This window comes from Candidatus Pedobacter colombiensis, assembly GCA_029202485.1.
Taxonomy (GTDB): Bacteria; Bacteroidota; Bacteroidia; order Sphingobacteriales; family Sphingobacteriaceae; genus Pedobacter; species Pedobacter colombiensis.
Window position 1 is genome coordinate 2,216,874 of record CP119313.1, and the last position, 14,543, is coordinate 2,231,416.

General features: G+C 39.4%; 15 protein-coding genes. All 15 read left to right on the forward strand.

Annotated features, from left to right (window positions below):
* Positions 1 to 2: 2 nt before the first annotated feature.
* Positions 3 to 635: a TerB family tellurite resistance protein gene (locus P0Y49_09435; protein WEK21362.1), complete on the forward strand. Its 633-nt coding sequence runs from the start codon at positions 3 to 5 to the stop codon at positions 633 to 635.
* 7 nt (positions 636 to 642) lie between these two features.
* The gene (traJ, locus tag P0Y49_09440; protein WEK21363.1) at positions 643 to 1,842 is read left to right on the forward strand and encodes a conjugative transposon protein TraJ; all 1,200 of its coding nucleotides are present in this window, start codon (positions 643 to 645) and stop codon (positions 1,840 to 1,842) included.
* A 42-nt stretch (positions 1,843 to 1,884) separates the two neighbouring features.
* On the forward strand, positions 1,885 to 2,505 hold the full coding sequence (gene traK / locus P0Y49_09445) for a conjugative transposon protein TraK (GenBank protein WEK21364.1): 621 nt from the start codon (positions 1,885 to 1,887) through the stop codon (positions 2,503 to 2,505).
* A complete protein-coding gene (locus P0Y49_09450; protein ID WEK21365.1) occupies positions 2,502 to 2,948 on the forward strand; it encodes a hypothetical protein in 447 nt (148 codons plus the stop codon). The genes traK and P0Y49_09450 overlap by 4 nt, the downstream gene beginning before the upstream one ends.
* 7 nt (positions 2,949 to 2,955) lie before the next feature.
* Positions 2,956 to 4,239, forward strand: coding sequence for a conjugative transposon protein TraM (traM, locus tag P0Y49_09455; protein ID WEK21366.1), 1,284 nt, complete (start codon positions 2,956 to 2,958; stop codon positions 4,237 to 4,239).
* A gap of 35 nt (positions 4,240 to 4,274) precedes the next feature.
* A complete protein-coding gene (gene traN / locus P0Y49_09460) occupies positions 4,275 to 5,120 on the forward strand; it encodes a conjugative transposon protein TraN (GenBank protein ID WEK21367.1) in 846 nt (281 codons plus the stop codon).
* A 29-nt stretch (positions 5,121 to 5,149) separates the two neighbouring features.
* Positions 5,150 to 5,983 (forward strand): hypothetical protein, encoded by an 834-nt coding sequence (locus P0Y49_09465; GenBank protein ID WEK21368.1) that lies wholly within the window; start codon positions 5,150 to 5,152, stop codon positions 5,981 to 5,983.
* 23 nt (positions 5,984 to 6,006) lie between these two features.
* Complete coding sequence (locus P0Y49_09470) at positions 6,007 to 7,059, forward strand: hypothetical protein (protein WEK21369.1); 1,053 nt, start codon at positions 6,007 to 6,009, stop codon at positions 7,057 to 7,059.
* Positions 7,056 to 7,334 (forward strand): hypothetical protein, encoded by a 279-nt coding sequence (locus P0Y49_09475; protein ID WEK21370.1) that lies wholly within the window; start codon positions 7,056 to 7,058, stop codon positions 7,332 to 7,334. Before P0Y49_09470 ends, P0Y49_09475 begins: the two co-directional genes overlap by 4 nt.
* Before the next feature lie 16 nt (positions 7,335 to 7,350).
* Positions 7,351 to 7,641 (forward strand): helix-turn-helix domain-containing protein, encoded by a 291-nt coding sequence (locus P0Y49_09480; protein ID WEK21371.1) that lies wholly within the window; start codon positions 7,351 to 7,353, stop codon positions 7,639 to 7,641.
* The gene (locus tag P0Y49_09485) at positions 7,638 to 7,844 is read left to right on the forward strand and encodes a hypothetical protein (protein WEK21372.1); all 207 of its coding nucleotides are present in this window, start codon (positions 7,638 to 7,640) and stop codon (positions 7,842 to 7,844) included. The genes P0Y49_09480 and P0Y49_09485 overlap by 4 nt, the downstream gene beginning before the upstream one ends.
* A gap of 225 nt (positions 7,845 to 8,069) precedes the next feature.
* Complete coding sequence (locus P0Y49_09490) at positions 8,070 to 8,918, forward strand: hypothetical protein (protein WEK21373.1); 849 nt, start codon at positions 8,070 to 8,072, stop codon at positions 8,916 to 8,918.
* Between the two features lie 48 nt (positions 8,919 to 8,966).
* Complete coding sequence (locus P0Y49_09495) at positions 8,967 to 9,599, forward strand: RNA polymerase sigma-70 factor (protein WEK21374.1); 633 nt, start codon at positions 8,967 to 8,969, stop codon at positions 9,597 to 9,599.
* An 80-nt stretch (positions 9,600 to 9,679) separates the two neighbouring features.
* On the forward strand, positions 9,680 to 10,837 hold the full coding sequence (locus P0Y49_09500) for a DUF4974 domain-containing protein (protein WEK21375.1): 1,158 nt from the start codon (positions 9,680 to 9,682) through the stop codon (positions 10,835 to 10,837).
* A 343-nt stretch (positions 10,838 to 11,180) separates the two neighbouring features.
* Complete coding sequence (locus P0Y49_09505; GenBank protein WEK21376.1) at positions 11,181 to 14,492, forward strand: TonB-dependent receptor; 3,312 nt, start codon at positions 11,181 to 11,183, stop codon at positions 14,490 to 14,492.
* Positions 14,493 to 14,543: the final 51 nt, after the last annotated feature.

Below are 14,543 nucleotides of genomic sequence, written 5' to 3' on the forward strand. Positions count from 1 at the left end.
TCATGATAAAATTAAAGATTTGCCTGCTGGCTGTGATCATGGCCGGCAGTATGGTAAAAGCAAAGGCACAAGCCGATGAGCTGGCACAGCTTGCGCTCAACATCGAAAAACTGGCCCAATTCAAACAGATCCTTTCCGACCTTAAAAGTGGCTACCAGATCATCAGCAACGGTTATGGCACGATCAAAGATATTTCTGAGGGAAATTTCAGCATACACAAAACATTTCTTGACGGACTTTATGCCATAAGCCCTCAGGTGCGAAAATACCGCAAGGTCGTTCAGATCATCGAGTACCAGATCGTGCTGGTTAAAGAGTATAAAGCTGCTTATGCTTATTTCAAAAAAGTGGATGTATTCAATCCCAATGAGATCAGCTACCTGGCGAATGTGTATGAAAGGTTGTTTAAAAGCAGCCTGCGAAACCTGGAAGAGTTGACCATGATTGTTACTGCCGGCCAGCTTCGCATGAGTGATGATGAACGCCTAAAAGCAATTGACGGTATACATGCCGACATGGAAGACAAGGTAATGTTCCTGCGCTCTTTCAATAATCAGACCGGGGTTCTTACCCTGCAAAGGGAAAAAGAACAAAACGATATCAGGTATTCACAAAAACTTCACGCAGTAAAATAATAACGATATGAAAAGAATAATGAGAACCGCAATCCTTGCGGTATTGGGACTGCTTACTCCGGTGATTTGTGCTGCCCAGGTAGCTCAAGAGATCAATGGCTTGCATGGTGTGCTGGAACAGCTCTACGATGAAATGCTGCCATTATGCAGCCAGCTTATTGGGGTTGCTCAGGGGATTGCAGGCTTTGCAGCGTTATGGTATATCGCTGCCCGGGTATGGAAGCACCTGGCTAATGCCGAAGCCATAGATTTTTATCCGCTGTTAAGGCCATTTGCAATCGGCCTTTGTATTCTCATGTTTCCCGCAGTGATCGGCATTATCAATGGCATCATGAAACCTACAGTTTCCGGCACTGCGGCAATGGTTGAAGGCTCAAACAATGCGATTAAAGTTTTATTGAAACAAAAAGAAGAAGCGATGAAAAAGACCAGCAAGTGGCAAATGTATGTTGGCCCTGACGGTAGTGGAAGCCGTGAAAAATGGTATAAATATACGTATGGAGATGAAGATGAAGGCTGGATAGAAGGCGTTGGGAATGATGTACGCTTTGCAATGGACAAAGCAACCTACAACTTCCGCAATAGTATTAAAGAATGGATGAGCGAAGTGCTGAATGTGTTATTTGAGGCAGCTTCTCTGTGTATAGATACCTTGCGGACATTTCAGTTGATCATACTGGCCGTTTTGGGGCCGCTGGTGTTTGGGCTTGCCGTTTTTGATGGTTTTCAGCATACCCTTAGCGTATGGCTGGCAAGGTATATCAACATCTTTCTTTGGCTTCCGGTTGCCAATATATTCGGAGCTGTTATAGCCAAAATTCAGGAAAATATGATCAGGCTTGACATCCGCCAGATAAACGATGCAGGTGATACTTTTTTTAGTTCCACTGATATTGGTTATCTGATCTTCCTACTTATTGGAATCGTTGGGTATACTACTGTACCGACAGTCGCCAACTACATCGTACATGCAGCCGGTGGTGGCGCATTGCAGCAAAAAGTCACAAATACCTTCAGTACATCTTCAAGTAGTGCAATGGGAATGGCAGGTACTGCTGCGGGTAATATCGCTAACATGGGCAAACACTTTAACGAGGGTTTAAGCGGACAGTCCACAGGCAAAGGCGCTGCGGGAGGTGTCGGAAATGCTATCGGTCATGCCGGTGCCTACATGCACGATAAGCTTGGCGGAAATAACCGGACATAGGTGTAAGCACAATTAATAAATAATCAAACGAGGAGAAAGAAAATGTTTAAGAAAACAAAAAATATCGATACCGCATTTAAGCACATCCGAATGTTTTCCCTGCTGGTCATTACAGGCTGTGTGGTGATCTGCTGCTTTGCGATCTATAAAAGCTTTATGCTGGTACTTACGATGCAAAATAAGGTATATGTTTTGGCGAATGGCAAAGCACTTGAAGCCTTTGCTGCTGAAAGAAAAGATAATATTCAGGTAGAGGCAAAAGATCATATCAAAACCTTTCACCAGTATTTTTTCAATCTCGATCCTGATGACAAAGTGATCATGGAAAACATAGGCAAGGCGATGTATATGGCCGACCAATCTGCCAAACGCGAATACGATAATCTGAAGGAAAAAAGCTATTACAACAACATCATTTCGGGCAACGTCAGTCAGCGCATTTATATCGACAGTATTGCGATCAATATAGATAATCACCCTTACCCGTTCCGCTGTGTGGCAACATTAGAGATTATCCGCGCCACCAGCATTGTGAGAAGAAACCTGATCACAGAAGGGTTCCTGCGCAGCGTAAGCCGCTCAGATCATAATCCGCATGGCTTTTTGATTGAGAACTGGAAGATCACACAAAACAATGATGTATCCGTAAAACAACGACAATGATGAATTTATTTAAACGCAGGAAAAGTTATCAGATAACCGACCCTGTTAAAGAGCAGCCTGTTAAAAGGTGGCTGTCGGGCTATCAAAGGAGACTGGCTGACTGGTTGAACATTCAATCTGAAAAGATATCCCTGCGTACAAAAAAAGTTGTGCTGATTGGAATTTATCTCTTTAGTCTGGCCTATATCATTGGTTTAGTGATCGGGAGCATTCGATACAAGATCCCGGGAATGAATAATATCATTCGTCCTGTGGTTGTAAACCCAGGAGCCAAAGACAGCAAAGAAGCTATACGCGATAACATTTTGATGTTCCGCAATTACATGGATAGCCTCAGTGCAACTCATTCCGGGAGAAGGCAGCGCGATAGTATTCTTAAACACCATCCCGGACTAATGGACAGCATAGCAAGGCTGGAGCAATTGATTAATCACAATAAATAATTTAAAAATGGTACAACAAACTCAAAAAAAGGAAAAGCAACGCAAGCTATTGATTGCATTGCCCGTATTGGTGTTTCCCTTTCTCACCCTGATGTTCTGGACATTGGGTGGTGGAAAAGGAAACCAGGCGAAAGGAAGTAGCTTAAAACAAGGTTTTAATGCCGAGCTGCCTGTAGCAAACAACAAAGTAGACCCTCAGGATAAGATGGGGTTCTATACACTGGCTGAAAAGGATTCTTTGGAGCGAACAAAACAGCTCAAAAACGACCCTTATTACAATGAGCGGGAAATGGGCTTTCCTGAAGATGCAGCAAATGAGCTGCAATCTGCATCCGGTAATCTGGCTACCAACAAATCATCTGGATTTAATACCAGTGTTGATTCCTATGACCGAAACGAAACCAAAGTGTATGCAAAATTAAATGCACTGCAGGCTGCTTTGCAACAAGCACCTGATGAGGCTAAACAGCAGGAAACACCTAAAAAGACAACGGTAAAGGATTATGGTATGGGTAATGACATAGACCGGCTTGAGCAATTGATGGGTAAGATGAACAGCAGTTCAGGCAATGAAGATCCGGAAATGAAACAGATCCACGGGGTGTTGGAAAGTATTCTCGACATTCAGCATCCTGACCGCGTGCAGCAACGCATCAGAAAATCCTCTGAACTCAACAAAGGGAATGTCTACCCTGTAGCGGTATCTCAGGCTACAGACCCGGTGAGTATGCTAACGGGTAAGCAAACATTTCAAGCCCGAACGCTTGCAAATGGATTCTATGGGTTGGATAATGGTACTGATTTAACTCTACCCACTTCAAATATAGCTATTCAGGCGGTTGTTCATGAAACACAGACCCTGGTCAATGGTAGTACTGTCAAGCTAAGATTAACAGATGCGGTCTATATCAATGGCGTATACATCCCTAAAGATCAGTTTGTATTTGGGATCGCCAATTTAAGCGGTGAAAGACTTATCATTTCTATTAACAGTATCCGCAATGAAAACATGCTATTCCCTGTAGACTTGAATGTATACGATATGGACGGTCTTGCGGGAATATATATCCCCGGAGCCATCGGCAGGGATGTCGCCAAACAAGGCGGTGAACGAACCGTTCAGGGGTTTGGAATGACCACGCTTGACCCATCTTTAGGTGCCCAGGCTGCCAGTGCCGGCATAGAAATGACCCGAAACCTGCTCAGCAAAAAAGTTAAGCTGGTGAAAGTACAGGTGAAGGCCGGATACCAGGTGATGCTGCTGGATGAAAAGCTCAACAAAAACAATTAACCGATTAACATTAATCCAATTCAAATTATACAGTCATGAAAAAACTAAAAGTATTATTCATTATGGTAGCTGCACTGTTCACGCTACAAAGCAAGGCGCAACTCACAACCTTCCAGACCGGCAGTAAATCTAAGATCGAGCCTTTGCAACTGGCTATTTCTTACCAGAAAACAACCAGCCTGATCTTTCCTTATGCCATCAAAAGTGTAGATCGCGGAAGTTCTGAAGTGTTGGTGCAAAAAGCCAAAGGCGTTGAAAATGTTTTGCAGTTAAAGGCTGGTGTTGATAGTTTTAAACAGACTAACCTGACCATTATTACCGCTGATGGTTCTCTGTATTCTTTCCTGCTCCACTATTCAAGTGAGCCAACAACTCTCAACCTGGAACTGGCTGACAAGCCAATGGGTTATGAACCCATTGCTATTTTTACTTCATCACAGGATAATCAACAAAAGATCCTGACTGCTTCGGAATATGTTTCAGTAAAGAAAAGCACATTAAGGAAACCACGGGATAGTAAGTTTAATGTGTCTATCAAGCTTAGTGGAGTTTACATTAAAGACAATATCCTTTATTACCAATTGGAGATGCAAAACAACAGCAATATCAGCTACGATATTGCACAGTTGCGTTTCTTTATCCGTGACAAAAAGAAAACCAAACGTACCGCCTCACAAGAACTGGAACAGAAACCTGTGCTTATTCATGGCAATGCTACAGTGATCCATGAGCAATCGAAACAAAATCTGGTGGTTGCTTTAGAGAAATTTACCATACCTGATAAAAAAGAGCTGGTTATCCAGCTAATGGAAAAAAAAGGTGGCAGACACCTTCAGCTGAAGCTAAGCAATAAGATTATTGTTGGAGCCAGCCAATTTTAAATATTTCAATTCACTTAAAAATTAAAACAATGGAAGAGGAAGCAATTGCAAAACTCGTTAATAAGATTTTTTATGGCGGTTTTGGTGAAATTATTACTAAAGAAGATTTAGTCAAAAGCATTGCTAAAGACAAGGATATCTTTAAAAAAGCCTTTGAGAAGACCTATGGAAAAGATGCGGTGAAAGGTGCAATGAACTTCGAGAAAGCTGAAAACGGAAATTACTACTTTAATAGTTTTGATCTGACTTTAACCAAAGAAGACGGACAGCAGTTTTCAAAAAAGTTCACAAACTATTATGGTAATTCATTCACTCTGAAAGAGGCTTACAACATGTTGGATGGGCGTTCTGTTCACAAGGAATTCCTGCCTATTCAGAAAAAAAATGAAAAGACCGGAGAATATCCGTCATTACAAAAAGATGACGCAGGTAAAGTAATAACTTTTAAGGCCTGGCATTACCTGGACTTTACAGAAAAAGATGAGAATGGCGATTTCCTTACAAAAAAGAATTTTAATTACGATCTGGAAAAAGCCCTTTCACAAGAACCGATCCGTGAGCTGAATTATCCCCAATCAAAATCGGAGGTAAAAAATTCTCTAGAAAGAGGAAACCGGCAAATGGTCAACTACCTCGATAAGAAAGGAAATTCTACGAAAAAGTATATTGACGCCAATCCGCGTTTTGGCTCCATCAACCGATATGACGAAAATCTTAATCCAGAAAGGTTAAGGGAACATTCAAATCTGAAAGCAAAAAATCAGGAGCAGGCTATAACGCAGGATGCGAAAGAATTGGGTAAAAATCAGGGAGTCAAACAAAATCAACCCAAGGCTAAAAGTAGGCAAACAGTGAGGAGGTAATTAAAAGCTAAAGGAGAATTGTTATGGAGAAGGAGAACAGGTTTGAAGCAGGTTTAAAGGCCATTAAGGACAGGGAGCAAAGATTTGCGACACTGTTCTCTTCCCATACTGCCAATAACCGTATATATAAACAGGAACGATTGCAGGAATATACCAGCCTGGTGAACAATACGAAAGGAAAATTAAGTGTTGATGAACGACTTTACAAGCGGCTGGTTAATGCCGAGCGCAGAAAGCTTTTAAGAGAACTTTATCCAAGTGCCATTGTTCGGCTACTGCGGAGCTTTGTAAAATTAGTTGTACTGACACCGGTAAAGGCGGGAGTTGATTTTGTCAAGGCAACCCAGAACCACAGCCATGTCAATGATTTTCTAAAAAAGGCAAACCTGGAAATTCTTACTCCACTTGCTGATTTAAAGATGAAACAAGGAAAGGATGAATTTAATCTCAACGGTTCGCAGTTTATTGAGAATGGAAAGATTGTCAGTTATTCAATCAATTTTAAAAAGGACAACTCCGGTATTTTTCAGCCTAATAATTATATAGCTTCACTGACAGATCAGGCGAAACCTGACCAGCATATCAAAATAAGTATGCCTAGCGAGGAAATGGTTCTTGACCCACGAAAAGCGTTTAATTTATTGGCTGGCCGGGCGGTGTTTCTTCCTGCAGAAAAAAAGGGACAACAGGACATATGGCTTCAGATGGATTTTAACGACAAAGATGCTCAGGGAAACCATAGGGTAAAACAAATCAATACCGGTTATGACCTCGCTGGTGCGCTCAATACTCACAATGTTAAAGAGCTGACAAATCCGCTTCTACAGCATGAGCAAATCAAGCAACTTCATAATGGAGAAAAAGTGCAGTTTGATGGAATGGTGAACGGGATAAAACAAAAGCTGTTCGTTCAGGCAGCACCAGGGAAGCAGGGTGTAGAGTTCCTTAATGTTAATAGCGAGAAAATCAATCCTGAAATGTTAGGGAAGGGAAAAAAGTCCAATAAGGCAAAAGAGGTTAGTCTGAAAGAAGAACCGAAAGCCAAAAGAACTACCTTAAAAGTGCACCGGGGATGAAAGAAATGGAAATGTTGGGGGATTTTTTTAAGGCAAGTAGTCAGGATGCCAGGATCGGGCCAACTCATATTTGCCTTTATGTTTCGTTGCTACAGTTTTGGAAGGAAAGCGGATACCAAAGCCCCATAAGGATTAAACGAAGTGAAATTATGGGGTTGTCAAGAATAGCTGGGCCGGCCACATATCACCGTGTTTTGCGGGATCTGGTTGAACAGGGTTATATTAAATATGAGGCCAGATATGACCGAAAAGGAAGTAAGGTAGTATTATATTAGTTTTAAGTGCAGAAAGATGAGTGAGGTAGAAAGAAGAATTAGCAGACATGAGTTAGTAACTCTTGGTGATCTTGACCAATTTAAAGTAGATATTTTAGAAGGAATCGGCTCGATGTTAAACCAGCAGCATTTAAGTGCAAAAAAATGGCTTAAATCAAAAGAAGTTCGTAAGCTGTTAAATGTTTCACCTGGAAAGTTACAGGCAATGAGAAACAAAAGAGAACTTCCATACACCCCCCTTGGAGGTGTTTTCTATTATGATGAGAAAGACGTTCAGGATCTTTTAGAGAAAAACAAAGTAAAATGACTTCCCTAAGAAACAATGGTTTTGGGGTAATGGTGCCGCCTCAGCTTGACTATGTTGTGATCTACTTCATACAAGCCGGGTTAAGAAAAAAGGATGCACTTGACTTCTATAAAGACCATCAGGCAAATGGGTGGAAAGGAAAAAAAGGAAAGATGATCAGGGATTGGAAGATGTATGCATGGCATTGGATTTGGTCGAGATAAGAACATTCATAGGAATATCACATTAAGGTAAACGCAAGACTAAAAATCTTGCGTTTTTTTATGCATGTTTTCTTGGTTTTAGCTAGTCATTTCAGTATATTTGATACTGCCAGTTCTTTTATATTTTGATACAAATCATACTATTTCATTCAGTGGTCATTTTGGTGGTCATTTGAATTTTGAAATTTTAAATAATTGATTTAAAGCAACTTAAATCGCTTAAAAATGATCCCAGCGGGATCACAAAAAGCCTCACAGAAACGTGAGGCTTTTTTAGTAAATACAAAAACGTCTAAAATGCATAACCCGGTTTATGAAAGTTCAGCGTTCTGTACTTTCGGTGAATCAATAGAAATCGAGGCATTGGCAGATGGACTTACCTTTTCTTTAGCTGCCGAACGACATCCGCTTTGTCTGCTTGCGGCAAGTGAGTTGCAGCTATATTTGCAGCATCAACAAGAATGGAAACATAATTTCGGTCTGTCTTCCGATGAAGAGGGTGTGGTTATTGGAAAAATGTTTGGCGTACTGGTTGTGCGTACAAAAGAAGGCGTTCTCGGGTATTTAGCAGCATTTTCAGGTAAACTGGCTGGTAAAAACCATCACGATAAGTTTGTGCCACCAATTTTTGATGGACTTACAGCTGGAGGGTTTCTAAATGTAGGGATGGAAAAATTGACTCAGATGAATCATGAAATCAGTTGTTTGGAGTCGTTTAATGATAAAACATATTCCTCGGAGATTAATCTCTTAAAAACGTTAAGAAAAAACTATTCTACCGCTTTACAAGATAAAATTTTTCAGCAGTATCATTTTTTGAACAAGATGGGAGAATCAAAAAGTCTGTTGGAAACGTTTGCGCATACTGCAGCTAAAAAACCACCGGCGGGTGCAGGGGAGTGTGCAGCACCAAAATTATTGCAATATGCATTTAGCCATAAAATGGAACCATTGGCATTAGCCGAATTCTGGTGGGGCCTTTCACCCAAATCAGCCTATTGGAAACACGGTCATTTTTATCCTCCATGCCGCGAAAAATGTGTGCCAATTTTGGCACATATGCTTACCAAATAAGATAACCCGGATTTAGGATTGGCAACTTTTCAAAATAAATAACTACTATTGCGACGCATTTTAAGTAGTTTTATAGCAGGGAAGAATGCCAACATGAAAGATTACAGTAAAGAGACCGATCAGGAACTTGTTTCAATGCTTAAAGCAGGGGATGAGTCCGCTTTGTCTGCATTGTACTTGCGTTACTGGGATAAATTACTTGTAGTTGCAGCTAATCGTATGGATAATCCTGCTGAAGCTGAAGAAGTTGTACAAGATATATTTTTTAGCTTGTGGCAGCGAAGAGAATCTCTGGAGTTAAAATACAGCCTCTCTACCTATCTATCAGTTGCTGTAAAATATCGTATCATTAATGTGATGGACAAGCAATATAGATTGCGTAATAAGGTGAATAAAGCTACAGATTTAAGGCTGGAGTCTTGCGCACCATCGGCTGAAACATTGATGCTCGAAAAAGAATTAATGGCGCAAATTGCAACCACCGTCCAACACTTGCCTGAAAAATGTCGCATTGTTTTCACACTTAGCAGAGAACAGGGCATGAGCCATAAACAAATTGCCAAAGAATTGAATATTTCTGAAAAGACTGTAGAAGCCCACCTCTCTAAGGCAATGAAGGACATTCGTAGCAATTTAACTATGGTTTTTCCAGCTTTACTTTGGCTGTTGGGAAGTAAATAACGATCATTCATTAAATTTATTTTAAAACTGACTAAGGGTGGCTGACTATTTTTCTGACTATAGAGAAAAATCAGCTAAAGATGGAATCGTTTCACGATAAAACTTATTTATTAGAACTTGCTCATAAATGGAAAAGCGGTAAGCTTAGCCCTGAAGAGTTAGCCGTGTTTGATTCGTGGTATAACGAAAGTGTAGACGATTTGCTGGAATTACCTGAGGGGTATGCCGAAAGCCCGCTTGTTATTAGAGATAGAATGTTGGATGTCCTGCTTTCAAGGGTACACGAAATTCAACAACCAAAAAAAACATATAAACTTTGGATATTTATTTCAGCAGCGGCAGTAGCCATTATACTGGCTATTGGAATTGGTGTGCTCTTTCATAACCATCAAACAGTAAGCCAAGGTACAGACAACTACGCCAATGATATTGCACCCGGTAAAAATGGAGCAACATTAACGCTATCTAATGGAAAGAAGATATATATCACTGATGCTGCTACAGGAAAATTAGCCGAGCAGTCGGGTGTAAATATCCACAAAACTGCAGATGGTCAAATTATATATGAGATCAAGGCTGGAACAAATCAAACTCTTGAATACAATACTTTACAAACTGCCAATGGACAACAGACTGAAATTGTTCTTCCCGATCATTCTAGAGTCTTTTTAAATGCAGCATCATCCCTTAAGTATCCATCAAGTTTTGCAACACTTAAAGAACGAAGAGTAGAATTAGTTGGTGAAGCTTATTTTGAAGTATCCAAAGATAAATTACATCCTTTTATTGTGAATACACGCCAGCAGGAAGTCAAAGTGTTGGGTACTCATTTTAATATCAATTCTTATTTAGATGCCAATGTCAAAACTACACTACTAGAAGGGGCTGTCAGTGTTAAAGTGCCGTCAGGAGAAGAAGGGATTTTACTACCTGGACAACAATCCAACTTTGATGGCAAAAAAATAAGAATCAATGAAGTGGAGACCTCCTATGAAATAGCCTGGAAAAATGGCTATTTCCTGTTTAACAACGAGAACCTTGAAGATATTATGCAAACGCTATCAAGGTGGTATAATATTACTGTGAAATATGATGATCCGGAATTAAAAAGTGAATTGTTTTTTGGAAAAATAAGCAAGTATGAGAATGTATCTAAGATTTTGAAGATGCTGGAACGAACAGACCTTATTAAATTTAAAGTAGAAGGAAATATCGTAACTATTTCACGAAAAAAATAAAATTGGATTAACCAACCAAGTAATACAATAGAGAATAAATAATAAGCACTCTCAAATTAACCAAATATTAAACCTAACAAAATGAACAAATGAAAAATCAAAAAGAAGGTCCATAGCTAACAACAATTTCTTAAGCTAATTATAAAGGGCTCCGGTTAGCAACCGAAACCCTCTAGTCTGCTTTAGAAACGCATTGATTAAATCAAAAATTTCAGGTATCAAGCGATTGCAGTGTCCTTCGAAAAACAGGCAATCCGCAAATTTAACAGACGATCAAATGTATAAAAATTATACTAAATTTTGGTGTACGCCGTCCGGCTATACCTATAAATTGTTTTTAATTATGAAGTTGACCGCTATCATATTAATTACGGCATTAATGCAGGTAAGCGCAGCTACTTTTGGGCAAAAGCTAACCCTCATTGGGAATAATATACCAATTGAAAAAGTGTTTGTAGAAATCAGCAATCAAACCGGTTATGATGTATTAATTTCTACTACCAAGTTTAAAGCCACCAAGAAGATTAATGCAAACTTTCGTGGAATTGATCTTAAAGAAGTGATGCAAACGCTAGTAGAAGGAACTGATCTTACATTTACTATTGAGGATAAAACTGTAGTTATTAAAGAGAAAGCACCTTCTTTTCTGGATAAGGTTACCGCGGCTTTTGCTGATATTACAATTAAAGGTAGTGTTGTGGATAAGAAAGGAGAACCTTTAGTTGGTGTAAATGTAATTGTTAAAGGAACCAAACAGATTGTAGAAACAGATGGTAAAGGTAAGTTCTCTTTAAAAGTTGCCGACAATAGTAACGTCACCCTTGTATTTAGGCTAATTGGTTTTATAAGTAAGGAAGTGACGCTGACTGATAAAAAGAAGGATCTGGCAGTTGTATTAGAAGAAGACCTCCAACAGCTTAATGATGTTGTTGTTGTTGGCTATGGTACAGTAAAGAAACGGGATTTGACAACCTCCATATCTTCGATAACAGCTGAAGACATCATGAAAACCCCAGTAACGTCTCTGGAGCAAGCGCTTCAGGGAAATGCTGCCGGAGTTTTGGTTACAAATACTTCAGGAGAACCAGGAGGAGAGATCTCCATACGTGTTAGAGGTGGAAGCTCTATAAAAGCAGATAATGAGCCCTTATTGGTAATAGATGGATTTACAACCGATCAAGGTTTAGGCTCTTTAAACCCAAGTGATATCAAATCAATAGAAGTGCTCAAAGATGCAGGAGCAACGGCCATATATGGTTCCAGAGGGGCTAACGGGGTAATCCTTGTGACTACAAAGAATGGCGATGCTGGTAAGCCAAGAGTAGCTTTTCAAAGTTACTTTGGCTTTCAACAATTACGGAGGAAATTACCGCTTTTGAATGCATCCCAATTAGCCGAACTGGCAAATGAGGCTAATGAAGCTGTAGGGAAATCACCAAATACATTGCGTCCGGATACTGTACCTACAACGATAGATTGGCAGAACCAGATGTTTCAGGTAGCACCCCAGCTTAGCAATACCATTAATGTAACCGGAGGCGATAATAATGTTAAGTATTATGTGTCAGGAAATTATCTTGATCAGAAAGGTTTGATTACAAACTCTAACTTTTCCAGAATATCTCTACGCAGTAACCTTGATTTTTCATTTAATAAATGGATCAAAGCAGGTATAAAACTTAACCTTTCTCAAACTATAAAAAAGGGAATACAGGTAGGTGATAATGGATCTATCTTAAGAGCAAATGCAACCAATCCCAATTTGAAGGGACTTTTGGATCCTTCCGGCTCGTTTTATATAGATCCTGAAACTGGTGATCCTACATCTACCTCGCCACTGGCAAATGCACAAGAGACGATAAATAAAAGGAAGGAAGGAAATATTCAGGTAGGAGGTTTTGTTGTCTTTAATATTTTAAAGAACCTGAGCTTGCGTTCTGGAGGTACTTACAACCCTTCTAATCGATTATATGATTATTATTTCCCAAATACAATTAAAGGAGATAAAGTAAGTGATGCTTACGAACAATTTGCTCAATCTGATAAATGGTCCAATGACAATACGCTAACTTATTCTGCAAAGCTAAACAAGCATTCTTTTACCTTACTTGCTGGTGAGGAAATCACAAATAGTTTTAGCCATGATTTCAAAGCGAGAAATACAGATTTTAATACAGACGTATTTACTTACTATAATTTGGGTAGTGGAAATGGTGTACCTTCTGTAACTTCAAGTGCTGCAGAATATAAACTTCTTTCATTTTTTGGTAGAGCGACTTATAATTTTAATGATCGCTATCTGGCTACTGCAACCTATCGTGCCGATGGTTCCTCTAAATTTGGAAATAATAACAAATGGGGTTATTTTCCATCATTCTCCTTTGCATGGAGAGCTTCAAACGAGAGCTTTATTAAAAGTCTAAACCTATTTAGTGATTTAAAAGCTCGTTTAACCTATGGTGTAAATGGAAGTGACAGAATTAGCGCATATTCTTCGCAAGCCTTATATTCTACTCAGTTTTCAGCCATCGGAGGTTCACAAAAAACCGGATATAAAATTAACAAACTGGCAAATCCGGATTTGAAATGGGAGAAGACTAAGGAATATGATGCAGGTTTGGATATGGCTTTTTTTAAAGGAAGAATAGCGATTACGGCAGACTATTATCATAAAATTACGAACGACTTATTACTTGATTTTGGATTGCCGGGTGCATCAGGATACACTACTGTAGCTAAAAATATAGGTAGCGTAGAAAACAAAGGAGTTGAGTTTGACATTACAACACGTAATTTAACGGGTAAATTTACCTGGACCACATCATTCAATGCGGCCTATAACAAAAACCTGGTTACAGATCTAGGGGGACCAAAACAAATATCCTCTATTTCAAATTCCTCAGCCAATACCAAATTTGGAAACGTAGTATTGATCAAGGTAGGAGAGCCTCTAGGGGTATTTTGGGGATACCGATCAAACGGAATCTTTCAAACACAAGCAGAGATTGATGCCACACCAATGGCAGCAAAGCTGGAAGGCTCTAAGACCTTGCCTGGTTTTCCAAAATTTCTTGACATAGATGGTAATGGGGTATTGAATGATGATGATAAGGTTATTCTTGGAAATCCACAACCTAAATGGAATGGTGGTTTTACCAATAATTTCACTTATAAAAACTTCGATCTTACGGTATTCATGGTTTATCAATATGGTAACTCAATTCTAAACACGAGCTACACAAAATTAATGGATTTAACAGGATCCAATAACCAATTAACGAAAGCCCTTGATCGTTGGAAAGCACCAAATCCGGAAACAGGTTATGCAGGGAATCCTAGCAATACTATTCCAAGAGCATATGCAACAGGTTATTCGGCAGCAATGTCCGATTACTACATAGAAGACGGTTCTTATTTACGTGTTAAAACAATAACATTCGGCTATACGCTCCCTAAAAAAACAATGCAAAGAATCGGCTTATCAAGTTTAAGAATATATGCCAGTGGAACCAACCTAATCACATTTACAAACTACTATGGTGGATATGATCCTGAAGTAAGTATAATGGGAAAAAATGGTGTTGGAGCCGGTATGGATAATGGATCATACCCCACAAGTAAATTGTTCCTTTTTGGTCTGAATCTTAACTTTTAGGTATTTATAATAATATGGTTGATGAACCATCATGAGTCATGATAGCTCACC